This is a genomic window from Psychrobacillus sp. FSL K6-4046 (genome assembly GCF_038624605.1).
GTDB lineage: Bacteria > Bacillota > Bacilli > Bacillales_A > Planococcaceae > Psychrobacillus.
The window spans coordinates 221,202-245,907 of record NZ_CP152020.1 but is presented as its reverse complement, the minus strand read 5'-3'; the positions used below and the strand labels follow the sequence as shown (position 1 = coordinate 245,907).

General features: G+C 37.4%; 25 protein-coding genes and 2 riboswitches. Of the genes, 9 read left to right on the top strand and 16 right to left on the bottom strand.

Annotated elements, in window-relative coordinates; translation table 11 throughout:
- Positions 1-130 precede the first annotated feature (130 nt).
- From MKY09_RS01300 to MKY09_RS01285, 4 genes are all read right to left on the bottom strand, one after another.
- A complete protein-coding gene (locus tag MKY09_RS01300; protein ID WP_342567384.1) occupies positions 131-1,333 on the bottom strand; it encodes a glycine betaine/L-proline ABC transporter ATP-binding protein in 1,203 nt (400 codons plus the stop codon).
- On the bottom strand, positions 1,330-2,190 hold the full coding sequence (locus MKY09_RS01295) for an ABC transporter permease subunit (RefSeq protein ID WP_169360910.1): 861 nt from the start codon (positions 2,188-2,190) through the stop codon (positions 1,330-1,332). The genes MKY09_RS01300 and MKY09_RS01295 overlap by 4 nt, the downstream gene beginning before the upstream one ends.
- A 63-nt stretch (positions 2,191-2,253) precedes the next feature.
- Positions 2,254-3,249, bottom strand: coding sequence for an ABC transporter substrate-binding protein (locus tag MKY09_RS01290; RefSeq protein WP_342567383.1), 996 nt, complete (start codon positions 3,247-3,249; stop codon positions 2,254-2,256).
- A 526-nt stretch (positions 3,250-3,775) separates the two neighbouring features.
- A complete protein-coding gene (locus MKY09_RS01285; protein WP_342567382.1) occupies positions 3,776-4,735 on the bottom strand; it encodes a D-glycerate dehydrogenase in 960 nt (319 codons plus the stop codon).
- Between the two features lie 153 nt (positions 4,736-4,888).
- Positions 4,889-4,997: riboswitch (TPP riboswitch) on the top strand.
- Positions 4,998-5,072: 75 nt separating this feature from the next.
- Between MKY09_RS01285 and MKY09_RS01280 the strand changes: the two genes are divergently transcribed.
- From MKY09_RS01280 to MKY09_RS01265, 4 genes are read left to right on the top strand one after another with little or no spacing between them, the layout of a single operon-like run.
- A complete protein-coding gene (locus tag MKY09_RS01280) occupies positions 5,073-5,663 on the top strand; it encodes a YkoF family thiamine/hydroxymethylpyrimidine-binding protein (protein WP_169360907.1) in 591 nt (196 codons plus the stop codon).
- Positions 5,656-6,237 (top strand): ECF transporter S component, encoded by a 582-nt coding sequence (locus tag MKY09_RS01275; protein ID WP_169360906.1) that lies wholly within the window; start codon positions 5,656-5,658, stop codon positions 6,235-6,237. The genes MKY09_RS01280 and MKY09_RS01275 overlap by 8 nt, the downstream gene beginning before the upstream one ends.
- Positions 6,230-7,594 carry an ABC transporter ATP-binding protein gene (locus MKY09_RS01270; protein WP_342567381.1) on the top strand — a complete coding sequence of 455 codons (1,365 nt, stop codon included), beginning with the start codon at positions 6,230-6,232 and terminating at the stop codon, positions 7,592-7,594. Before MKY09_RS01275 ends, MKY09_RS01270 begins: the two co-directional genes overlap by 8 nt.
- Positions 7,584-8,339: an energy-coupling factor transporter transmembrane component T gene (locus MKY09_RS01265; protein ID WP_342567380.1), complete on the top strand. Its 756-nt coding sequence runs from the start codon at positions 7,584-7,586 to the stop codon at positions 8,337-8,339. The genes MKY09_RS01270 and MKY09_RS01265 overlap by 11 nt, the downstream gene beginning before the upstream one ends.
- Before the next feature lie 63 nt (positions 8,340-8,402).
- Here the strand turns inward: MKY09_RS01265 and MKY09_RS01260 are convergent, their stop codons facing one another.
- The 3 genes from MKY09_RS01260 to MKY09_RS01250 are packed head-to-tail and all read right to left on the bottom strand — an operon-like array spanning position 8,403 to position 10,240.
- A complete protein-coding gene (locus MKY09_RS01260; RefSeq protein WP_342567379.1) occupies positions 8,403-9,701 on the bottom strand; it encodes a serine hydrolase in 1,299 nt (432 codons plus the stop codon).
- 9 nt (positions 9,702-9,710) lie between these two features.
- On the bottom strand, positions 9,711-10,016 hold the full coding sequence (locus MKY09_RS01255) for a hypothetical protein (protein ID WP_298467887.1): 306 nt from the start codon (positions 10,014-10,016) through the stop codon (positions 9,711-9,713).
- A 2-nt stretch (positions 10,017-10,018) separates the two neighbouring features.
- Complete coding sequence (locus MKY09_RS01250) at positions 10,019-10,240, bottom strand: helix-turn-helix transcriptional regulator (RefSeq protein WP_342567378.1); 222 nt, start codon at positions 10,238-10,240, stop codon at positions 10,019-10,021.
- Between the two features lie 139 nt (positions 10,241-10,379).
- On the opposite strand from MKY09_RS01250, the gene MKY09_RS01245 reads away from it, so the two are divergent.
- Both MKY09_RS01245 and MKY09_RS01240 read left to right on the top strand, forming a co-directional pair.
- The gene (locus MKY09_RS01245) at positions 10,380-10,880 is read left to right on the top strand and encodes a DUF1697 domain-containing protein (protein ID WP_342567377.1); all 501 of its coding nucleotides are present in this window, start codon (positions 10,380-10,382) and stop codon (positions 10,878-10,880) included.
- Between the two features lie 105 nt (positions 10,881-10,985).
- The gene (locus MKY09_RS01240) at positions 10,986-11,354 is read left to right on the top strand and encodes a VOC family protein (protein ID WP_342567376.1); all 369 of its coding nucleotides are present in this window, start codon (positions 10,986-10,988) and stop codon (positions 11,352-11,354) included.
- A 67-nt stretch (positions 11,355-11,421) separates the two neighbouring features.
- On the opposite strand, the gene MKY09_RS01235 is transcribed toward MKY09_RS01240, so the two are convergent.
- Positions 11,422-14,508, bottom strand: coding sequence for an efflux RND transporter permease subunit (locus MKY09_RS01235; RefSeq protein ID WP_169360899.1), 3,087 nt, complete (start codon positions 14,506-14,508; stop codon positions 11,422-11,424).
- Between the two features lie 96 nt (positions 14,509-14,604).
- On the opposite strand from MKY09_RS01235, the gene MKY09_RS01230 reads away from it, so the two are divergent.
- A complete protein-coding gene (locus tag MKY09_RS01230; protein WP_169360898.1) occupies positions 14,605-15,438 on the top strand; it encodes a TetR/AcrR family transcriptional regulator in 834 nt (277 codons plus the stop codon).
- A gap of 71 nt (positions 15,439-15,509) precedes the next feature.
- Here the strand turns inward: MKY09_RS01230 and MKY09_RS01225 are convergent, their stop codons facing one another.
- From MKY09_RS01225 to MKY09_RS01195, 7 genes are all read right to left on the bottom strand, one after another.
- Positions 15,510-15,854 carry a DUF4260 domain-containing protein gene (locus MKY09_RS01225; RefSeq protein WP_342568190.1) on the bottom strand — a complete coding sequence of 115 codons (345 nt, stop codon included), beginning with the start codon at positions 15,852-15,854 and terminating at the stop codon, positions 15,510-15,512.
- 49 nt (positions 15,855-15,903) lie between these two features.
- The gene (lepB, locus tag MKY09_RS01220; RefSeq protein WP_342567375.1) at positions 15,904-16,371 is read right to left on the bottom strand and encodes a signal peptidase I; all 468 of its coding nucleotides are present in this window, start codon (positions 16,369-16,371) and stop codon (positions 15,904-15,906) included.
- 224 nt (positions 16,372-16,595) lie between these two features.
- Positions 16,596-17,036, bottom strand: a complete 441-nt coding sequence (locus MKY09_RS01215; protein ID WP_251555122.1) for a hypothetical protein — start codon at positions 17,034-17,036, stop codon at positions 16,596-16,598.
- Between the two features lie 24 nt (positions 17,037-17,060).
- Complete coding sequence (locus MKY09_RS01210) at positions 17,061-17,594, bottom strand: dihydrofolate reductase family protein (protein WP_342567374.1); 534 nt, start codon at positions 17,592-17,594, stop codon at positions 17,061-17,063.
- A 203-nt stretch (positions 17,595-17,797) separates the two neighbouring features.
- On the bottom strand, positions 17,798-18,829 hold the full coding sequence (locus MKY09_RS01205; RefSeq protein ID WP_251555124.1) for a ribonucleotide-diphosphate reductase subunit beta: 1,032 nt from the start codon (positions 18,827-18,829) through the stop codon (positions 17,798-17,800).
- On the bottom strand, positions 18,771-19,244 hold the full coding sequence (locus tag MKY09_RS01200) for a flavodoxin (protein ID WP_251555133.1): 474 nt from the start codon (positions 19,242-19,244) through the stop codon (positions 18,771-18,773). The genes MKY09_RS01205 and MKY09_RS01200 overlap by 59 nt, the downstream gene beginning before the upstream one ends.
- Positions 19,244-21,463 carry a ribonucleoside-diphosphate reductase subunit alpha gene (locus MKY09_RS01195; RefSeq protein ID WP_342568189.1) on the bottom strand — a complete coding sequence of 740 codons (2,220 nt, stop codon included), beginning with the start codon at positions 21,461-21,463 and terminating at the stop codon, positions 19,244-19,246. Before MKY09_RS01195 ends, MKY09_RS01200 begins: the two co-directional genes overlap by 1 nt.
- Positions 21,464-21,626: 163 nt before the next feature.
- A riboswitch (cobalamin riboswitch) is annotated at positions 21,627-21,806 on the bottom strand.
- 202 nt (positions 21,807-22,008) lie between these two features.
- Between MKY09_RS01195 and MKY09_RS01190 the strand changes: the two genes are divergently transcribed.
- Both MKY09_RS01190 and MKY09_RS01185 read left to right on the top strand, forming a co-directional pair.
- Complete coding sequence (locus tag MKY09_RS01190) at positions 22,009-22,533, top strand: DUF2569 family protein (RefSeq protein ID WP_169360890.1); 525 nt, start codon at positions 22,009-22,011, stop codon at positions 22,531-22,533.
- Between the two features lie 24 nt (positions 22,534-22,557).
- Entirely contained in the window at positions 22,558-23,070 is a 513-nt protein-coding gene (locus MKY09_RS01185; protein WP_169360889.1) for a DUF2569 domain-containing protein, read from the top strand.
- Between the two features lie 73 nt (positions 23,071-23,143).
- On the opposite strand, the gene nhaC is transcribed toward MKY09_RS01185, so the two are convergent.
- Positions 23,144-24,529, bottom strand: coding sequence for a Na+/H+ antiporter NhaC (gene nhaC, locus MKY09_RS01180; protein WP_342567373.1), 1,386 nt, complete (start codon positions 24,527-24,529; stop codon positions 23,144-23,146).
- Between the last annotated feature and the right edge of the window lie 177 nt (positions 24,530-24,706).

Below are 24,706 nucleotides of genomic sequence, written 5' to 3'. Positions count from 1 at the left end.
CATGTTAAATTTTAACATAATTAACCAAATACTATTCCATTTATTACACATGTTGTTTTCATTTTTCATCTTTAAATGGCCAATATAAAAAGCCCAAAGACATGTAATTGTCTTTGGGCTTCCTTGATATTTATATTTCTTCCGTTTCTTCGATCGGATCACTTATTAAACTTGCCAATACATGCACTCGTAAAATAATTCCTTTCATCGTACCTTCCTCGTCTGTAACAACGAGAGGATACTTGGAATCAAGTACCTGTTGTATTAAATCTTGTACATATTCTTCTGGATGTACAGTTTTTACTTCCTTCGACATTGCTTCTTGCAAGGTTTTCTTTTGTTTCATCCCTTCAATAGCCTGGTCGATGGTAATAATACCTTGTAGCTGTCGCTTTCTGTCAACTACAAACGCACTCGAGTTACCATTCTCTCTCATTACCTGGATTGCAACATTTAGTCCATCCTTTAAGGATACTAATCCATTTGGCTTAGACATGATATGCTCAGCTTGAAGAATTTTAGTACGATCGATATCGCGTATGAATTCGGAAATATAGCTGCTAGCCGGATTTTCTAGAATTTCTTCTGGCGTACCAATTTGCTCTACTTTCCCGTTTTTCATAACAGCCACACGGTCACCAATTTTAAATGCTTCGTTGACGTCATGTGTAATAAAAATAATTGTTTTTTGCAGACGATTTTGGATATCTAAAAGCTCTAGCTGCATTTCTCTACGGATTAGTGGGTCAAGTGCACTGAAGGGCTCGTCCATTAATAGGATGTCTGGATCGTTCGCAAGCGCTCTTGCGATGCCAACTCGCTGACGCATACCGCCAGAAAGCTCATCTGGATATTGGTTTTCATATCCTTTAAGACCGACCGTCTCTAAATGCTTCTGAGCAATTTCCTGACGCTCCTTCTTGGACATACCTCTAATTTCTAATCCATACTCAATATTTTCTAATACTGTACGATGACTAAACAGTCCAAAGTGTTGGAATACCATTGCTATTTTCTTTTGACGATAAAATTTTACCTGTGTCTTATTGTAATCGACCACATTTTCCCCATCGACATAAATAGCACCTGAGGTAGGTCTATTTAATAAATTCAAGCAACGGATTAGGGTAGATTTGCCACTTCCAGACAGCCCCATGATGACGAAGGTCTCTCCTTCCATGATTTCCATAGAAGCATTGTACACTCCAACAGTATGCCCTGTCTTAGCTAATATCTCTTCCTTTGGTACACTCTTCTCTACCATTGGGATAATTTTTTTAGGGCGTGGTCCAAATATTTTGGATACATTTTCTAGTCTTAATTTTACTGTCATGCTACATCCCTCCTATGTTTCTGAAGGCGATTTGCAATTCCTCCGGTAACTCGGTCGATGATGATCGCTAGAAAGACGATACTAATTCCGGCTTCAAAACCAAGGGATATGTCAATTCGGTTAATCGCAAAGAGTACTCGCTCTCCAAGTCCCTGTGCCCCAACCATAGAACCAACAACAGCCATTGCAAGAGCCATCATCGTTGTTTGATTGATACCAGCCATAATTGTAGGTAAGGCTTGTGGTAGTTGAACTTTCATGAGCATTTGAGAGGAAGAGGAACCAAATGATTGTGCAGACTCTACAATTTCTTTATCTACACTTCGGATCCCTAATTCTGTTAAACGGATTACTGGTGGTAACGCATAAATGATTGTCGCAATAACTGCTGGTACATTTCCTAGTGGAAAGAAGAAAATTACTGGTATTAAATAGACAAAGCTTGGCATTGTCTGCATTGCGTCTAATATTGGGCGCATGATTCTGGACATGGACTTACTAAAAGCCATTCCAACGCCTAGCGGAATGCCTATTACAAGAGACAAAATTACGGAGATTAGAACGATGGAAATCGTGGTCATCGTTTCCGGCCACAAATCAAAGGAGCCTATTAAAAAGATAAATGCCCCATAAAGCAATCCTCCATAAATATTATTAAAATACCACCCTATTAAAAAGATGATAACAATAAATAACCACCATGGTATTGCTAATAGACCTGCCTCTAAGCCTTTAATCATAGAGGAAGAAATAATAAAGATAAAATCAAAGAATGCATCAAAGTTCGCGGCTAAAAAATCTACGAATTTTTCTACTACATCCCCGATTGGAAAACGTACATCTGGAAATTCTGTCATATAGTAGGACTGCAAAACATACAGTCGCAGGTCACCTCTCTTTTAGTTAGATTGAGTTATGAATTATTTTAAAGAAGCTTTAACTTTTTCTGCCACTTCTTCTGACACCCAAGCTGTCCAAATATCTTCATACTCTTTCATCCACCAAATAGCGGCTTCATCTGCTTCCACATCATTTTCTTGCATGTAATCTAAAGCACTTTCAGTTAAATCATTGCTAGTTTCATAGTTACTTAAAAAGTCTACTACTTCCTTAGCTTGTGTTGGTAAATCTTTATGAACAGCAACCACTACATCATTCGGAGGAAATTCAGTTCCCTTCGAATCATTCCATGTTGCTTCATCGTATGGTGCGTCTTCTAATAGAGTTAAATCGTAGCTTGCTGTTACCCACGTTGGTGACCAATAATAACCTACCCACGGCTCGCCTTTTTTATATGCGCCAGCTAGATCTGCAACAATGGCAGAATCAGAGCCAGGTGCTAGATAGTTATATTGTTCGTCAAGGCCATATGTTTCAAGTTTCGTCCCCAAATACTCACTTACTACCCAACTAGATGGAGCACCGACCACTCGGCCTTTACTGCTATCTTCGGGATCTTGGAAAATTTCTGGATACTTCTCTAAGTCTTGAACCGTTTTTAAATCCGGTGCTATTGGTTCAATACCTCGTTCTGCATCTCCTTCTATCACGTAAGTTGGAACATATAATCCTTGCGCGTTATCAGCGAAATTAGTAGCTACCTTTATGATATCTCCACTTTCAATTGCTTTTTCGTAGACATCTTTAATGTTATCGGTCCATACTTCCATATAGACATTTATGTCGCCCTTTTCAAGTGACTGCATGGTTGCCGCCGTTGTTCCACTTGTTACTTCGGTTTCATAACCATAACCTTCTTCGACGATTGTTTGAGCTATGCTATTGTGTAGGCGAATACTATCCCACCCCGCATCAGCAAACTTAATCACCTCAATATTGTCCTTGCTTGTCTCACTGCCACAGGCTGCAAGTACTAAAAGCATACAAAGTGAAAAAAATAACATAATCTTTTTCATTAGTTTGACTACCTCTTTTCATTCAGTTTTTAAATTAGACGTTCGATCGCTCCTCCTTCAAAATCTATAAATAATTGCTAAAATCCTAAACAATTAAACTTCCCTGAATTTGGAAATTAAAGGACGTCTAATTTATAACTACTAATATTACTAAAAAAATTTGTATATTGCAAATTCACTTAATAAATGATTGTTATTATTCTATCTTTATCTGAATATTATGCATCATTTTTCTAGTCATTTTTCATTAAGTAATTAGTGAACCCTAGACAATCTATTCATATAAATAACGATGTAATTATTAATTATTTGTGATAAAGAGGAGATTTTGAATTTATCACCGCTCGGGGGAGGTTTATCACCGTTCACGAGATTTTATCACCGTTCGTAGAGATTTATCACCGCTCATAAAGGTTTTATCACCGTTCGCGAGGTTTTATCACCGGTAGGGTTTATTTTTATATTTTTCTCACCCCACAAAACATAAAAAAGCCATGAACGCTATGTTCATGGCATCTCTTACACTTTAAACCACTCTGTTTTCTGGTACCCGTTCCTCTAATGCATCTTCAATGGCCGTAGCATTGATCTGCATCATAGCAAGTCTTGTATAGATACTGGCACTACCGATATGGGGTAGGACAGTCACGTTAGGTAAGGTTAAAAGTGGATGATCTAATGGGACTGGCTCCGTTTCAAAAACGTCTAGACCCGCAGCCCAAATGCTTTTGTTGACTAGGGCATCATAAAGCTCCTGCTCATCAACTATTCCTCCTCGTGCCACATTAATAAGAGCTGAGGTTTCCTTCATCATTTCCAGTTCTTTTTTCCCAATTAAGCCTCTAGTTTCTGGAGTGAGAGGAGTCAATATTACAACAAAATCTGACTCCTTTAGTAGTGTCTCGAGCTCCACATATGTAAAGTTATACTGTTGCTCAGATTCTAATTTTCTTGTTCGATTATGGTATAAGACCTTCATATCAAACCCTTTTGCCCGGCGTGCGACTGCTTCACCGATTCTCCCCATGCCTATAATTCCTAAGGTTGACCCATAAACGTCCATGCCGGTTAGTTGCATCGGTGTCCAAGACTTCCATTTCCCTGCACGAATATCCTGCTCCGCTTCTGTAATACGACGAGCAGTTGCTAGTAATAAGGCAAATGTTAAATCTGCTGTAGTTTCCGTTAACACACCTGGTGTATTGGTTACAATAATCCCTTTTTCTTTTGCAGCCTCGATATCAATGTTATTATAGCCGACCGCAAGATTAGATATAATTCTTAGATTTGGTAGGCTTTCTATCAGTTCCCGGTCCACTTTATCCGAGAGAACGGTCCACAAAGCATTACAATCCTTTGCCTCTTTTTTGATATCCTCGTACTTCATTGGAATTTCATCGCTATGCCACATAATGACTTCAAATTTTTCTCTTAGTGGTTGTACAATCTCTTCCGGTAACTTTCTAGTAATAAATATTTTATACATCCAATTCCCCCTAATGATTTTCTGATAATTTAAGCATCGCTGATTTGAGAAAAGAATTCAACTGTATTTACAATAATATTTTTATACGCTATACTGTGGTCACATAAAAAAACAGATTGTGTAAATCTTACATAATTGGAAAACTACATACCGTTTCTGCACTAGGGGTGCCCACTTTGGCTGTGATGAGAGCTTTTTAAGCTCCGATCCCTTATTACTCGATCAGGATAATACCTGCGTGAGGAAGTGCGGTGACTTTCCTTTTTTTCATAAGGTTAGTGGCTGCATCTTCACGGATGTAGCTTTTTTTTATGAAAAATTTTAAGGAGGGTTTTGAATGGAATGTGGTTTAAGTCCGATTGTAGGGTTTCGTTTCTCCCTACATCCAATGAGCAATGAGTTTATCAGTATTATTAAGGGGGCGTTACAGGATACAGACACATCCAATGTGTGGATGCATACGGATGACGTATCGACTGTGATCAGGGGAAAACAAGCTCATGTATTTAATGTGGCAAAATCAATAGCTTTAAATGCAGCAAAAACTGGGGTACACGTGGCTCTATCAGGAACATTTTCAGCGGGCTGTCCAGGTGACACAGCAGCTGACGTTTATTTAGAAAGAGGGGATGAGGTTGCTAATATGGATGCAACTAAACAATATGTGTCCTCTCAATTCGCCTTATATCCAATGAACAATCCAAACTATATGGATGTTATCTACAAAGAGATTCAGCATGCGAAAGACGCTGGTGTATTCAATGAGTCCATGCATTATGCAAGCGGTATCCATGGAGATATCCATGATGTATTTGCCTTCTACGAAGCTACCTTTAGCAGAGCCAGATCAGAGGAGCACAAACATTTAGTAATGACTTTATCGATGAGCATTAACAGTCCTTCTCATGGAGATAATCTTCATGCTTAAATCATGGAAGCTAAAAGAGATTATTTTAATGTCTATCTTTGCAGTAGTATTTGGGATTGTGTATTTACTATTCCTTCATGTCGGAAATATTTGGTCAGGGTTTATTGGTCCAATCGCATATGAATGGATTTTTGGAGTATGGTTTATCGTTTCTATCATCTGTATGTATATCATTCGCAAACCAGGAGCTGCTGTAATCTCTGAAACTATTGCAGCCGCAATAGAGGTGCTTTTAGGTAATGCTGTTGGACCACGACTTATCCTTTCAGGTGTCATTCAAGGATTGGGTGCAGAGGCAGTATTCGCAGCTACCCGCTATAAACGATTTGACCTTTGGGTATTAATGCTTGCTGGTGCAGGGTCTGCAGTTTTTAGCTTTGTGTATGGATATTTTTTAGGAGGATTTACAGTTTATACTACTGGGTACGTCCTTTTTATGCTTGTCGTTCGGATTTTTAGCGGGACACTGATTGCTGGTGTAGGCGGCAAAGCCATAGCTGATGGTTTGCTTGCAACGGGTTCATTAAGAGGATATTCTATTTCACGCTCTAAAAAAGGTGACGCACGTGTCTAATGTTATCCGTCTCGAAAATGTTTCTTTTTCATTTCCTGATGAAGAGGTTCCTGTATTATCAAATTTTTCGATGTCTATTGAACAAGGAGAGCGTGTTGTGATTACCGGTCCAAGTGGCTGTGGGAAAAGTACATTGCTATATTTGTGTAACCGCCTCTACCCTGACAATTGCGATGGAATAGTTTCCGGGAAAATAGAGCTTTTTGGGAAGGACAGCAATTCTTATCGACCAGGCGAGGTCAATCATCGTATCGCTACCGTCTTTCAGGATCCAGATGCGCAGTTTTGTATGCCAACCGTTGAGGAGGAGCTTGCCTTTACTTTAGAGAATTTACTAGTAGCGCGAGAGGACATGGATTCAAGAATTTCAGAAGTATTGGAGGCAACCAGGTTAACCGCTTATCGACATTCCATCATTCAGTCACTTTCTGGAGGAATGAAACAAAGAGTCGCCACGGCTTGTGCACTCATTATGAAGCCAGAGGTTTTATTGTTAGATGAGCCGATTACGCACTTAGATCCTTATACTGCAAAACAATATATTGAATGGTTGGATACACTGCAGCAAAGCTCTGGATTAACGATATTAGCAATTGAACACAAGCTAGACCTTTGGGAAGATTTCTTTCATCGTCGAATTAGATTAAAAGAAGACAGAAATTCGCTTATAGACGATGTTAAACGGGATAACAGGGTCCAACAGGAACTATCCCTACAAGTAGAAGGAGTTAGCACCCATAGTTTTCTTCAACCAAGCTCGTTTTCTTTACACAAAGGAGAGGTCGCAGTACTAGCGGGACCAAACGGCAGTGGAAAATCCACATTATTAAAGGCTCTTTCAGGGGTTCTGCCAGCTGAAGGCAACGTCCTGCCAAGCTTGTTAGGCTATGTACCACAGTCACCAGAATTTTTGTTTGTTACAGGAAGAGTAAAAGAGGAGGTCTCTTTTGGCGGAGGATCAAACACAGAAGAATTGCTGGAACGACTTGATTTATCTAGCATCTCTGAGGCCCATCCATTTTCTATCAGCCATGGACAAAAACGTCGCCTAGCTATAGCCGTTATGCTTTGCCAGAACCGGGAAGTGATTTTGATGGATGAACCAACTTCTGGTCAGGACTCTGCTAATCTGACAGAACTTTTAAAAGTCGTAGATGAGCGTTCTAGGGCAGGTACTACTTTTCTAATCGTTACCCACGATATGGAATTTGCGTATAAGGTAGCTGATTCCATCTTATTGATGAGGAACGGAGGAGTGACAGGGAAATATAGTGCGACCAGCTTCTGGGATAAGAAAGATTTAATGCTAGAACATCAATTACTTCCTCCTAAGCGAGGTCCTGTCTATGCGTGCTAGCCTTCATAGGATGAATCCGTCCGTTAAGTTTGTGATCGTAATGATTTGCATGCTTTCACTAGCATTCTTTTTCGATCCATGGACACCACTAGTTTTTTGGTTCAGCATTATGGTGATGCAAATATTCTTAAGCAATATATCCTGGAAAAACTGGACCTTGCTGATGCTTCCTTTCGTAATCGCAGCTTTTGGTTACCTTTGGACCACTCTTCTATTTGCAGAGAGCGGGACTGGAACTGTTCTTTGGTCCATCGGTTCTGTCGATATAACGGAAAGCCAATTGAACCACGCCTTATCCTTAAGCTTTCGGGTGTTGGCCTTTTCTAGTCTAAGCCTATTATTTGCTCTAACAACCGACCCAATTATATTTATACGGAGTCTAATGCAGCAGTTGAAGCTGTCTCCTAAAATTGCTTATGGTATTATGGTTGGTTATCAATTTTTACCGCTTTTAAAGGACGAGTTTATACAAGTTCAACAAGTACAGAAACTGAGAGGACTAAGCGACGACTCCAATGTTTTTAAAAGACTGATTGGTTTACGTCGCGTATTGATCCCTATGCTTTCTGGGGCTGTTCGTAAGGCTGAAAGAGTGGCGTTCGCAATGGAAGCAAGAGGCTTTACGGGGGAACCTAGAAAAGTCTTTTATCATGAAGTGCCTATTGAAAAGAAGGATTTTATACTAGCGTTCTTGTTTATTTGTGTTTTACTAATTAGTTGTATTAGTAGTTTGTGGCTACCTTAAAAGAGGTGTCATCCGATATGGATGACACTTCTTTTTGAATGGACGTAACCCCATCCATACTCTCTAAGATAATTTTTGATTCACTGTCTCTAAATACTCCTCATCCTCTATCAATTTAAATAGAAAGAAGTCTATATTTTTTTGCAACGTGAGGCTTTGTAACATCGATAAGTCATCTAACATAATGACCATCTCCATTCTCTCTCCATTCTTTGTTTCCACATAAATCGTCTGGTTAAGTATGAAAGCTGTTGAACCACCTTTTTTACCTATGTGGTGGAATTTTTGTTGATTACTTTCATGAACAAGTGGCCATTCCAATATATCCCTTAAAGTATTAGTGACACTTGGCGAAAATTCATTGTTTGACACACTTGAAAGGATATTCCCATAGGTGGCTGCAGAAGCTCCGATTAGTCGGTCAGACCAGATCCGTTGAATATCCATGGAAATCTTAGATGCATCTGTAACTGCAAATTGTTTGAATTTCAATTGTTGACTTACTTCGATTGCTAAAGAACGATATTCTTCCATAGACATTTCGTTAAGTCTATTTATTAAATCTTTATTGCTTAAATTCTCCTGCTCCTTTAGGTAGCTCGAGATAGCTAGTCCTCCAACAATAGGGTAAACCTCTTCATGGTTTTCTATGTTTAACTCTTCCATCCTATTATTGATTGCATCTAGACCCAGCAAATCCATAAGGTATTCGGTGTTAGCGTTTGAGCTAAACTTGATCATTCCTTTTGCTACTTCCTGTAGCATTGGTTGTTCTGTTTCCAAGCTCTCTATCCAAGCCTCATGGGCTCCCCCATCGGTTTGGGGAATATAATAAACATTTAGGTCATCTAAATCAATAATAGTAGCAGGATCTACTTTTCCTTCTTCTACCTGAAAGGCATATTCTAAAGCAACCATTATTTTCACAACACTTGCAAGTGGCCTAACTTCTTCATCGTTGTGACTAATGTGTACTTCACCCTCCTTAGCAAAATAGAGGGATGTTGTTTCTGGATTTTCTATAAGATGCTCTAAGACTATGTCAGAATCCGTCTTTCCAAAGAGATCTCCTAATAGCCAATAAACCACTCCGCCTATGACAATAAACATACAAGCATAAATAACGATCATTTTTTTCGTATATGTTTTTTTATCTAATAATATTGCAAGTATAAAAAGCACGGCAATTCCAATCCAAAGATTAAAGCTATAAAATATATGTGCGATTATAATTACCACTAAGGTGACCATCGTTATAACAATTCCAATAATGTCCCATTTACTAAGATTTTTCGCGCTCTTCAAGGGAAGGAGTGTAAAAAAAGCAAATATCCCAATACCAATCCACGTATAAATGCTCATCGTATCCTCCTAATACTTTCTTTTTAAAACGATTATGTTAATAGCGTGCCAAATCATTAATCCCGTCAATAGAAACCATATTGCTAGCTTGTATGATTCGTAGCCTATTTCACTTATATATGAGTCATATAGCTCAATCACGAACCATCCAAAGGGGGCAAAAGGAAATATGATGCTGTAGGATTTGTGAGCGATTGCGTTGCCCCTTTCATCCTTTCCTTCACTACTCCATTCAAATTTGAAGCTTATATAGCAAGCAATAAAAAAGATAATTACATAAACAAGCCTTAATATAGCAAATACAACCTCCGTCACTTCTACTCCCCCTCTTTCTTATATTGAAATACATCCGTTAAATCCACTTCAAATAGCAATGCAATGTCAAAGGCAAGCTTTAACGATGGATTGTACTTGTTCTTCTCAAGCGAAATGATTGTTTGCCGACTTACTCCCAATAAATCCGCCACTTCTTTTTGGGAAAGACCCTTTTCTGCTCTTAACACTAAAATCCTATTGGTTATATGTCTATTACCTTCCATGTTCTGTCACCTCACACAAATTGTAATATATTTTTTACTTAAAGTAAACTATTTTTTACATTTTGTTAGAATTATATTACATATTCCACTATTCAGAAAAGAAATGTATGATTAATGTAAAAATAGTGGAGGTCATAACATGTCGTCAGTAGCTCTATTAAGAGGGATCAACTTAGGAAAGCTCAACAAAGTAGATATGAAATCGCTAAAGCTTCTTTTTGAAGAGTTAGGCTTTCAAAATGTGCGTACGTATATTCAAACGGGAAATGTTATTTTTGATGGTGGAGGTTGTAGCGAGGAAAAACTGGAAGAAGCATTAAGGAATACCTATGGTTTCGAAATACCTGTTGTAGTGAGGCCCAAAGCAGAACTGGAGGAAATAAGTAAAAATCCACTTTTCTTAAATGACCAAACCTTCGTCATGTTTCTGCGAAAAGAAATTACAAACGATGAGTTTTCTATTTTAAAGGGAATTGTAGAGGATGATTTTATTGTCCTGCATAATCGAAACTTGATCATCCACCATACTAAAAATTATCATCAAACTAAATATACAAACACCTTTTTTGAAAAGAAGCTTCAAATGGTATCTACAGCTAGAAATAAAAATACGGTAAATAAAATATTGGAGCGAATGTAACCTTTTTAACATAAGAGTTACTTATCCCTTATCATGATTTATATAAATTTTTATTATCAAAAAATTCACATTATAATTAAGTTAATTCATAAGGGGGTATGGACCATGTCATTTACATTTAAACGAATTGATCACATTCAATTAGCTGCTCCAAAGGGCTGTGAGGAAGAGGCACGAAGCTTCTTCACGGGAATATTAGGATTAAAAGAAATAGAAAAACCACTACTTCTAAAAAAGAAGGGTGGCGTATGGTTCGAGCTGGGAAGCTATCAAATTCATATCGGAGTTGAAGAGCCTTTCTCTCCAGCAAAGAAGGCACATCCGGCTTTTGAAGTTGAAGACCTTGAAGCGTTAAAAATGCATTTAACCGATCAACAGGTAAGCTTTAAAGTAGATACAGAACTACCAGGGGCTAATCGCATATATATTAACGATCCATTTGGTAATCGTATCGAGATATTAGAATGGATGTAAGAAAAGGATAAACTAAGTTTTAAAAAAAACGCCTGTGAGAATTTAATCCCACAGGCGTTTCTGTTATTTAATTATCTTGTACTTCGTTACGTTTTTTCTTAAATAGCTTCGATAGAACCTCGTAAACGATTGGAACGATGATTAATGTTAGTAGCGTAGAACTTGCTAGACCACCAATAACCGTGATACCTAATCCTTTCGAGATTAAACCACCGCCGCCTGATCCTACTGCTAATGGTGCAAGTGCCCCAATGGTTGCAATAGCTGTCATCAAAATTGGACGTAAGCGAGTTGCACCAGCTTCAAGGATCGCTTCACGCATATTCATACCTTCGCGTTCCATATGAATGATTCGGTCAACTAATACAATGGCATTCGTGACAACGATACCAATCAACATGAGAAGACCCATCATAACAGATACGGATATTGTTTCGTTTGCAATCCATAGACCTGCAAATGAACCAATTACTGCGAATGGTAATGAGAATAGGATAGCTAATGGTGCAATACCTTCACCAAATGTTACTACTAATATAAAGTAAACAATCGCAATTGCTGCAAGCATTGCTACTCCAAGCTGAGTGAATGTTTCATTCATATCTGCAGTTACACCGGCAACCCCAACCGTTACACCTTTAGGTAAGTCTAATTTTTCAATCGCTTTATCTACATCTGCAGATGCTTTTGAAATATCATCATCTTGAATTGTAGCGGATACAGAAGCATAGTATTCACCTTTACTACGAGCAAGCGTATTTAGAGCGTAACCCTCTTCTACTGTTACTAATTCAGACAATGGCATTGTAGTTCCCATTGCTGTCGGTACTTCTCTAGCTAAAATATCATCAATCGATTTAGGTGTTGCTGTTTGTTCTTGCTGTACGATAACCTCTAAATCATTTCCTTCTTTTTCAACTGTCGTTAATACTTCCTCCGTAGTGGAAGGACTCAACATCCCAACGATTTGACCAGTTGTTAAACCGTACTGCAATAATTCATCTTGAGCTACTTGGAATGTATACTCTACGTAGCTGTCTTCAGCACTCGAAGAAACATCTTCTAATCCTTTTGTTTCTCCCATTACTTCTTCAACCATTGCAACAGCTTCGTTCAACTTATCTAAATCTTCACTATAGAATGTATAGCTAATTTCATTTGTCGACATGGACATACTTGAGAAGTTTTGGCTCTTCCATTCGCCAGTTTGACCAATGTTGAACACATATTCCTCGATTTCCTCACGAGCACCTGGGAAGTCTTCCATATCCTCATCAAAGATCAAGTACATTAATGCGCCGCCTGAACCTCCGCCCATCATTGCAGTCATGTCATTTGCGCCGTCACCGTTGATAGATACTTGAGTGATATCAATATCCTTACGTTTAAGCATCTCTTCTTCAACTTTAGTGACGTTTGCCAATGTGTCTTCTTTTAGCTCACCAGCTTTTGGAGTGTAAGTCAAATACATTACTTTTTCTTCTTCACTACCCAAGAAACTGAAACCGATTAACGGCGTAAGCATCAAGCTACCTACTAGTAATGCAACCGATACAAGCGAAGTAATAATTTTGTGGTTTAATGTCCACTCTAGAACTTTTTTATAGCTACCAGCTAACTTACCTTGCTCTTTATGATTACTTTCTGTTTTTTCAGCGTACAATTTCTTCTTAAATAAGAAGTGTGACATTGCAGGTACAATTGTAATTGCTACTAACAGTGATGCACCAAGAGCAAATGTCATTGTTAATGCGAATGGCATGAACAATTCTCCAACCATACCACCTACAAAGATTAATGGAGCAAATACCGCTACCGTTACCAATGTAGAAGAAAGGATTGGTTTGAACATCTCAATCGTTGCTTCACGAACAAGGGCACGGCCTGTTAATGGTTCGCCTTTTAAGTGAAGGCGTCTATAAATGTTCTCTACAACAACAATCGAGTCATCGATTACACGTCCAATTGCTACGGTAACGGCTCCAAGTGTCATAATATTTAACGTAATATCTAACCAATTTAATAGCAGTAATGCCATAAAAATAGAAACTGGTATAGACACAATAGAAATAATTGTAGATTTAAAATCACGTAAGAACAATAGAATAATCAACACGGCGATTAATCCACCAAACAATGCTTTTTCAACCATTGTGAATACTGAATCTTCAATAGGAGCACCTTGGTCTAAGGAAACGTCAATCACTAAACCATCAATGTTCTTTTCTTCTTCTGCGATTAAATCTTTCACTGCATTTACTACTGTTACAGTGTTAGCATCTGGATTTTTTACAATTTGGATTGCAATTGCATCTTTCCCATTTGTACGGGAAACCGATTCTACTTTACCAACTACTTCTATAGAAGCAATATCTCCAAGTTTCACAAAAGGAGATGGGTTTGTAGCGGAAGGTGTAACAGGGATAAGCATTTCTTTCAGTTCGTCGGCTGTCATGAACTTACCGTCAACCGCTACTGCCTGCTCGCCTTCTTCAAATTCAAACAATCCTAAGGATACTGCCATATCACTTGCTTGGATCATTTGTTTTACTGTATCTTGAGTTACATCTAGTTCGGCCATTTTTGCTTCGTCATATGTAAGCTCTACTTCTTCAATATGCTGGCCAGTTATAGTAGCAGACCCAACACCATCTATTTTTTCAATTTTCGGTAGTAAAATTTCTTCTACTGTCGATGTTAGCTCTACGATATCTTCTTCTGTGCTACTTACGCTTAGGGCTGCTACCGGCATCATATTCATGCTTATTGCCGTAATAGTTGGCTCCATTGCTCCTTCAGGTAAGGAGATCGTATCCAATGCAGACTCCAATGCGCGTTTTGCTTCATCCATGTCTGTGCCATATTCGTACTCTACTTGAATATTAGACATATTCGAATAGGAATTGGAATATACCGATTTAACATCCTCTAGTCCTTCTAACGCTTTCTCAAAAGGCATCGAGATATCTTCCATAACTTTTTCAGGAGTCGCACCTGGATAAACATCCATCACCATTAAGAATGGGATCGAAATATCTGGAATGGTCTCCATCTTCATTCTTGTACCTGAATAAATACCGGAAACAGTAATGATAATAGTCAATAACCATACCGCTAACTTATTTTTTAGTACAAAATTCACTAAACCTTTCACACTTGCACCTACCCTCATTTGACTTATCAAACTCATTTATTTATAATAATGACTAATTGGTCATTTGTCAACAATAACCATTGGGAGCGATAAGATATGGTAAAGAAACAATTAATAATGGATAAAGCATTAGAACTTTTTGCAAAGCAAGGTTTTGAGGCTACATCAGTCCAACAAATCACTGACCATTGCGGCATTTCTAAAGGTGCTTTCTACCTTTCCTATAAATCCAAAGATGAGCTCATCACTTCTTTGGTAGATTGCTTTATGAAGCAGATTATTTCAGAAATTGACTACTCGGTCAAAGAATGTTCACATTCTGACGATATGCTATATACCTTTTTCTACACTGCCAACAAGGCATTTCAAGAAAACTCTACTTTTGCTAAAATCTTCTTCAAGGAACAGACACATACGGTAAACGATGATTTATTAAAAAAACTAACTTATTATGACAATCTATTAAATGAAATTATTCTTTATATGGTAGACAAGTTAGATTTAACTTATGAAGAAACAAAATATGACTTACTTATTTGCATAAAAGGCTTTATGAAAATATATATCGACCTCTATCTATTCTTTGAATTACCAATTGATATAGACACGCTAACTAAGTCACTTGTAGAAAAGACGAAAGTATTAGCAAAACATTCAACGATTCCTTTAATCTCAACAGATAGTGCTCAAATTATGCAAAAGGTTATAAAGGAAAACACCGATAAAGATATGCAAATACTTGAGTTAATCAATCAGATTCTACTAGAAATAGAAGAGCCAATCGAAAAGGAAACGCTTCAAATTTTAAAAAATCACCTCCTAACCGAAACTCCGAGTCTCGCACTTATAAAAGGTCTTTTAGAGAATATTAAAAACCACCCTCAATGCAAGTGGGTTTCCTACTTGATTAGAGAACAGTATAAGCTTTAAAAAAAGCGTCTGACCAGTTGTGTAACTGATTAGACGCTTTTTATATGACTATAAAAAATCTCACTTTAATTTTAAAGCCTTTGCATATGAGTTTCTTTAAAAGATTCTTGGTACTTTAATCCAAAGCCAAAAAGTCTATCCATAAAAATATGGGCTACCCAAATAATAGAAATTATAAGCAAATAATCTTTTAAAAAGTAGAAGTAACCTAATGTTAAAAGTATAGGAAAAATAAAACTGTGACCAACATTATAAATGGTTGCACCAATTTTATTATTAATTGTATAACCGATCATCGTAATATCAGGAACGAATAATAGTAAAAAAAACAACCAGATTGGAAAGTCCAGCTGCATATAAATAAAAAAGGAAATCCCGAAAGCTAATCCGTTTTCGAGGCGAATTATATGATTGATCTTCACTTCAACACCCTTTCTAGACAGATTTCATTGAGTTTTACCCAAGCTATTTAATCTCTACCACTTTCCCCAAAATATCTTCTTTCGCTATTGGACCGACCGATCTGCTATCCTTACTTGTTAAAGGAACTAGGCTATCTCCAATTACAAAATACTCGTCATTCTTTAATTGAATACCATCTATAGGGATTTCTCCTTCCCATACGTCTGTATAGCTATATTCACTTTCTAATGGTTTGCTATCTATATAAATGGTACCATCTTGAATTTGGATTAATTCATTAGGCAAGCCTATTACTCTTTTAAAATGCTCATTTTCTTCGAGATTAAAAAGCACGATATCGTCACGATTAATTTCATTTTCTTTATAGTAACCCTTATCAACTAATACCTTTTGCTCGTCTTTTATAGTAGGCGACATAGATATTCCATCAAATTCATAAACGGTTTCTTTTGCACCTACACATCCAACTAAAAATGAAATGCAAAATACCATTAACATTATCTTCTTCATCCTCTTCCCACCTCATATACCTATTATTAACAGTTTATCTTTATAATTTTATCATAAAAATTCTTCGCTACCTGCTTTTGAGGGAGACAGAAATTAGACTGTTACTACTATTCCAAGGTGTTTATCTATCGTTTCAGTAGAATTTCTCTTTCACTCAACGACATTTATCACCCGTTCTCTACGATTAATCAAGGATAGTACAAGCATCAAGGGATTGGACAACGTTAATCCCAACAATTAAAAATAACCTCTCCATTAGTATTCGGACGCCAGTGCTTTACATTTTTTAATTCAACCTCTGATAAATCATGGGCGTTAGGATTAAACTGCTCATTTAAAAAACCTGCTTCTAAAACTGTATAATATGGACTCAGCTCAGTGAACAAATTATCATACTCTATAAATTGTAGCTGGAGTTCATTTTCATATAATACAATGGCCGCATATGGAAAATATTGATGCAGTAGAATCGACACCACTTTTTTATCTACCTCAATGTCCATACGAAAATAATTCAATGGGTAGCTAGGTGAAAAAAAACCAATTATTTTACCATTAATCTTTCTAGCAATTTCGTATCCTAACTTTTTAAATAGGTTTCCATCCATCTCATTCATTTCAATCATACTATTTGCTAAGCCTGTAATATTCATGGGGAGTCGCATTTCATTCACACCTTATACATGCATTTACTTTTTAACTTCATAATGTAGTTCTACAAACTGGTTGAAGGTTCTAGTTCCTTTCAATATAAGGTCTAACTGATAATCTCCTTTATTGAATAACGGAATTCCTTTTCCGATGATAGTTGGCGCTACTGTTAAAATAATTTCATCTACTAGCTTTTCTTTTAAAAATGATTGTAATAATTCGCCTCCGCCTACAAGCCATATATTACTTCCTTCTTGACTCTTCAGTTCGTTGGTTAAACCCACGACGTTTTTATTAGTAAATTTAACATCTTCGGTATCTTCCATAGTGGATCTTGTAAATACGTAACATTCTTTATTTTTATATGGGAATTCTCCTGATTCATGTTTTACTATCCAGTCATATGTTTTTTTACCCATTAAAACGGTATCTACCGTCTCATAAAACTCTGATATTCCATTATCACCCTCGCCCTCTACATTAAATAGCCAATCTAAAGAATCATCTTCCGTAGCTATATATCCGTCTAAGCTAGCCGCAATATATAATACTAAATCTCGTTTATTGTTCATCTTATCCCCCCTAAAATTAATTGACTTCATTACTTTCTATCATAACAATATTAATCCTTTAATATTCAACTGACTTAGGTGCATTGGATCCTTCCTATTTTAATGTATATAATAAAATACCATGAACACTTGGTCCATGGTATTTACCTAAGATTTTAAGCTAATAACTTACATTACTCTAACAGGTTTGTATTTCTTCTATATTATAGATCATCAAAACCGTTGTCGATTGCATTCACCTTTACATACTGTCGAGACTTTTGTTCGAAGAAATCTGTTTTAGTGCCGTCTATGTTGTCTGCGTATGCTCGAATCCATTTCATTGGATTTTCTACATACTCAGGATAAATCTCGTTTAGCCCAATTAGTCGTAGCATTTTATTGGCGCGGTATTTAATATAACCTTGCATATCTTCTATATCGATTCCATCGATATCATGTAGTACATAATTGGACCATTCTATTTCTAGTTGGACAGATTCTTTAAATTGCTCATAGACCCACCCTATAAATTCATCGTTATTTAGCTCTGGATTTTCAGCTAGCGTTGCTCTGAATAACTCTGATATAAACCGGCCATGCTCTAGCTCATCTCGGTTGATGTAGCTAATCATCGTAGAAGTACCTACCATTTTGTTATGACGAGCAAGATTATAAAAGAAGGCAAAGCCAGAATAGAAAAATAGCCCTTCCAATAATGTTGTATAAGTAAGCGTCTTTAATATGTTTTCCGTCGTTGGGTTCTCTACAAATTCATTGTAGTACTTGGCAATGTTTTGATTGCGCTTAATTAGCACTTCATCGGTTCTGCCAAAATCAAATGCCTTGTTTTGCTTATCCAGCGATACAATGGATGATAAAACATAGGAATAGCTTTCATTATGTACGGCTTCTTGCTGTGCAATGACCGCCATAATGGATTGTACCGATGGGTCTGTTGCATATAGGGAAAGCAATAAAGCTGTACGTGTTTGAGGTGCATCTAATGTCGCTAGCAGGCCAATGATTTTTAAGTACGCATCCTGCTCCGAATCACTCAAGCTACCAAATTGCTTTATGTCATTAGACATATTAACTTCATCTGCTTGCCAGTAATTTCCGAGTAGACGCTTATACATCTTATGCCAATGTGGATACGCAATATCATTCCAATTCAGTATACCGCTTGATTGCCCATTAAATATTCCTGTTGATTTGTTTGGATTTCTTGGTTCTAATGTTTTTGCCTTTTGCATGATTTAAAACTCCCTCTAGCCATTTAGTGACAATTTTCTCTTGACTTCCTCTTGGTGACTGTTCAATTTTTAAGCCTTGGAATGGACTGTTACAATAGCAAACTAATTTGTCCACCGCCCCGCAAAATAGCTCGTCTCCTCCAAATTGGGTATCCCCAGATCCGAATATATAACTGTTTTCTGGTCGATATCCTATTTCTCTTAAAAATTCCTTCATTTCATCTGGAATACTTCCCTGATCCCAAGTAAAAGTCCCTAGAAATACTAGGTCATATAGTTGTAAATCTGGTAGGACTCCGATACCAATACAATATATCTCTACCTGATACTCGGAATTCTCCAGCTGATTTTGTAAAAGCTCTGCTATTTCTTCCGTATTTCCGCTATAGCTCAAATAACATATAATTGCCTTCATCAGCTCGAACAGGACTCACATTCGATAAGTTCTATCGAGGTGGAACGTACGTAATAAGTCGTTTTTAGCCCACTTTTCCAAGCTTCTAAATGTAACGAAAGTAATTCCTTTGCCTTTATCGTGTTTTGTACATATAAATTTAAGGAGACCCCCTGGTCAATATGTCGCTGGCGTGCAGCGTTTTGCTTCACCGTCCAATGCTGATCAATGAAATAAGCAGACTTATAAAACCACGTAGTCTCTGAATTTAAATCTGGAACTGTAACAGGAATTTTATAATCCTTCTTCTCCTCTGCGTAAGTCTTTTGAAAAATTGGGTCAATACTAGCGGTACTTCCCGCCAAAATTGACGTAGATGAATTAGGAGCAACTGCCATTAAATAGCCATTTCGAAGGCCTACTTCTGCGACCTTCCTGCGAAGCTTATTCCATTCGTCTCCTTCATACTGACGCTTTTCAAAATAAGCACCCGTTTGCCATTCCGAACCTTCGAATAAAGGATAAGCACCCTTTTCCTTAGCAAGACTTGCGGATGCCTGAATAGTTAAAAAGGCAATTTTTTCATATAGTTTATCCGCAAGTTTAACCGCTTCCTCTGACTCCCAACGAATCTGCTTAAGTGCGAGTAAATGATGCCATCCGAATGTTCCAAGGCCAATACCTCGATACCTTGCATTTGTGCGCTCTGCCTGTGGTACAGGTATCATATTTAAATCGATGACATTATCTAGCATGCGTACTTGAATATTTATCAGTCTTTCTAATACATTTGCTGGTACTGCCTTCCCCAAGTTAATAGAGGATAAGTTACAAACAACAAAGTCCCCAGGTTTTCTACGAGTGACAATGACATCATCCTCTAACTGAATCGATTCAAACGTTGTTGCGCTCTGATTTTGAAAAATTTCTGTACAGAGGTTACTACTATAGACCATTCCCTCATGCTTATTTGGGTTGCTACGATTTACTTCATCTCGGTAAAACATATATGGTACCCCTGTCTCTAACTGAGAACGCATAATTCTTTTCATCAAGTCGATTGCTTGTACAGTTTCTCGCGATAGGCGTTGGTCATTCACACATTCCTCGTATTTTTCCCGGAATGATCCTTCTCCTCTTTTTTCATCATAGAAATCCTCCAAAGAATAACCCATTACCTGACGGACCTCATGCGGATCAAATAAATGCCATTCCTCCCTTGCATCTACCTTCTCCATAAATAAATCCGGCAAGCATATACCTGTGAAAATATCATGCGCTCGAAGGCGATCATCTCCATTGTTTAGGCGTAGATCTAAAAACGTAAAAATGTCCTTATGCCAAGCATCCAAATAAACAGCTACGGCCCCTTGTCGTTGTCCAAGCTGATCGACGCTGACTGCCGTATTATTCAACTGTTTAATCCAAGGGAGAACTCCACTAGATGCTCCCACGAATCCTCGTATAGAAGAGCCACGGCTACGCACCTTCCCCATGTATACACCGATACCCCCTCCAAATTTAGATAGAGTGGCTACGTCTGTATTACTGTCGTAAATACCTTGCAGACTATCATCTACCGTGTCAATAAAGCAGCTAGAGAGCTGTCCATGTGGCTTTCCAGCATTAGATAAAGTTGGAGTTGCAACCGTCATATATAAATTGCTCATTGCCCAATAAGCTTCTTTTATTTTTTCAAGACGGTTTTCTTTTTCGTCCTTCATAAGTGTCATAGCTATAACAAGCCAGCGCTCTTGTGGCAGCTCTACAATATCCTTATTAAAATCCTTCGCTACATAGCGATCTAAAAGGGTTTTTAAGGCTATGTAGGTAAATAGGGAATCTCTTTTGGCGACAAGGAGATTTCCTAGCTGCTCTAACTCCTCATTCGAATAGCTTTCCATAATAGAGGGATTATATATTCCCTTTTTAGAAAGGATCCGTACGTTCTCTGCAAATTTTGTATAGACGGCATCAGCAGTGGTACCTCTCCGTTCTGCTTGCTGCGAATATACTTCTGCTAAATAAATACGTGCTGCCACAAATGTCCAAAATGGCTCCTGTTCATCTAAAAAGCTCAATGCCTCTAGTGACATAGCCTTAGACCATGTCGATATCATACCTTCTGAATGTTTTTGTAGCCACTTGTGATGTGACTTAACTAAGGGTGCTAACTTTTCTTCCCCAAATTCTACTATTAATTGCTGTAATACCTGCTGTTTTTCTGTATTCGTAATTATTGCCAATTTAAATTCCTCCCTATTTTTTATATACAAAAAAGCGATGCCTCTAGCCTCTTAGGCTGAGTCATCGCTCATGATTTTAAAGTAGGAAACAACAAGACATATCGTTCGTTTTAAGATAGAGTCTCTCGCCCCCACCTCTCAACCCCCGAAGAAAGTGTTGCTTCATCGACAAAAAGGCAGGTCTACTGGCTCGTGCATCTTCCTCCCATTGGCCTTCCCACGAAACTTCGCAGTGGCATAATCAACAGTTGTCCGCACTTACAGTTGCGGGGACAGCTTCGGTCTTAAACCGAATTCCCTTTTAAACCATAATGGTACCTTTTCATCGTTTATATACTATATATTGTGTTTTGTTTACTTATATACCCTAACATATTGTGTTTAAACTTGTACATAGGTAAAAAGACTTTGTGTTAGGTCTTACATCTCATTTTCAGAATAACCCAATTATAAAATTGCGAATCCAATATTTTCTGTATATTATAATTATAGCGACCTATAAAATTGGTAAAATATCTTAAAATTAGGAGGTTATAAATATGATTACAAGCAATTCCACTAGGTTGACATCTAAGGACTTATTACCACACGGACCTGTTGGTATAGGGGGCTGGCTAATACTTCCACTTATCGGGCTAATTACCTCACCGTTTGTTATTATTGCCTATCTCATGATAGATGTTTTCCCTTTTTTGACGGCTGAAGGTTGGGAGAGTATAGCTAGTAAGAGTGGAGAATATTATCATCCTTTATTTGGACCATTTGTAATAACAGACCTCATCATTTGTATTGCTCAAATATCTACAGTAATAGTATTACTCATACTTTTCTTTAAAAAGAAAACGTTTTTCCCTAAGGTAATGATTACCTGCCTTACCATCATGCTAATAATAGATATTCTCATTGGCTATATAAATTTGCAAATCATAGAGAATGTGTTTGGATCTGATCCTTTAACATCCCAATACTATATGTTTAATGTAATACGGGCTATGATAAGTACCTCGATTTGGATTACTTATTTTAGTAAATCCAAGAGAGTAAAGAATACATTTGTAAAGTAAACATACGATAGGAGGTAGTTCTCAATGACTGTTACTAATGTATCTGTCCAACCACATAATGGACCCTCAGGAATCAATGGTTGGCTCATTCTGCCCTTGATTGGTCTGCTATATGCACCGTTTCACTATTTACTTAGATTTTTCAGCCACATAATAACCTACCTTACGAATAACATTTGGGTGACGATGATTGAATTAGATGTATCTAAAGGACAGCAAATCTTCATAAGTGTAACCATAGTAGTCTACTCCCTTATTTTACTTTTAACAATAGTCATCTCAACAATCCTTATTTTTCACTTTTTCAAGAAAAAAAGGTCATTACCAAAGCATATGATCCTTTATTATATTGCCACTGCTGCGTGTAAATTTGTTTTCGGCTTTGCATTTGTTTACATATCAAATCTATTATATGGAGTGAATCATGAGGAACGGTTTGAATTCGCTGCAGTGTCTATGATGTCATTTATTTTGACATTTATATGGGCGAATTATTTCAATGAATCTCAAAGAGTTCATAATACATTTATTCATTAAAAAACAAGTCAGCCCGTAACTACAGTAAATCCCCATTACTAAATAAAAGTAGTAATGGGGATTTACTGTAAAACTATTTTTCTTCGATATAAGTCAATGTTTTTCCAGTAAACCCAAATAATATAGTCAGGATCGGGCTAAGCAAGCAGAAAAATGCAAATGGTAGGTACTCGAGTGTTGTAACAGCTAATACATTCGTAATGAAAATCCCACATACACTCCATGGTACAAGGGGGTTTACAACCGTACCAGCATCTTCCATTACGCGTGCTAAGTTTTTATTGGCCAAGCCAACTTTTTTAAATTGTGCTTGGAATGCTTCTCCAGTCAATAAAATCGATAAGTACTGCTCTCCGATAAGTGTATTAACCCCAATTGCGGTAAATGCAGTTGCTGCAACAACAGAACTCACCTTCCTTAGCGAGCTTTCCACTTTCATCAGTAAGCTTTGCACGATCCCCAGCGTAAACAAAAGCCCACCCATACTTAGCGCAAGTAGAACAAGCCCAATCGTAAACATCATGCTATTAATGCCTCCCCTAGAAAGTAAGGAGTCAATCGCTTCCATACCCGTGCTAGAAGTAAAACCGTAAAATAGTATATTTAATACTTCCCCAAAACTAAAAGAGTGATGGAAATAGGAAATAAGTATAGCAACAACTGATGTGAAAGCCAGAGATAATATAGCAGGCACTTTCTTAATGGAAAGTATAACGAGTAAAACAAGAGGAATCAGTGTATACCAATGAATCATCCCTGTTTGGAGTAGTCCAGCTTGAAATTCATTTACTTGCTCGAGCTGTTGAAATTCTTTGTTTGGCGATAAAATCCCATATCCAATTAGCGAAATAATGAATGCTGGTATCGTTGTCCATCCCATATTTCGAATATGTTCAAATAAATCTACCTGAACGATAGCAGATGCGAGATTTGTAGTATCTGACAGTGGAGACATTTTATCTCCGAAAAAAGCTCCTGAAACAATTGCACCAGCTGTAATAGCCAAAGAAATATCCATAGCGCTAGCCATTCCAATAAATGCAACACCAATTGTAGCTATCGTTGTTAGGGAACTTCCTATAGATAAACCAACGATACAAGTAACTAGAAATACAATAGCATAAAAAAAGTGTGGCGTAATAAATTGAAAGCCTAAGTGAATAAGTGTTGGAATCGTCCCGCTCATCATTAAGCTACTAACTAATATACCAATAAAGAAAAAGATGAAAATTGCGCCAAGACCTGCTTTGGCACCATCTGTTAGTCCTTCTTCTAGTTTTTTGTAAGGTACTTTCTTCATAAGACCATAAGTTATGAGTAATAGAATTGCCAGTAAGATAGGCATATGAGGAACTGCATTAAATTTTATGATACAAAGCGCCATTATAGCGATAATCATAGTACTAAGTAGTGCTGCCTCCGAAAATGAGGGGGAGATCGTGGAACGAATACGAAACATTGTTAATCCTCCTAATAATAGTTTTTAGGAATGAAAAAAAACCTTCCAATCCCTATAGCTAGGGACGAAGGAAATCTCCGCGGTACCACCCTATTTGTCGAACATTGTGTATGTTCAACCACTTCATTAAAACCGAGTTTACTTGATTGTTGTAATTCATCTATCATGTTTACCTGA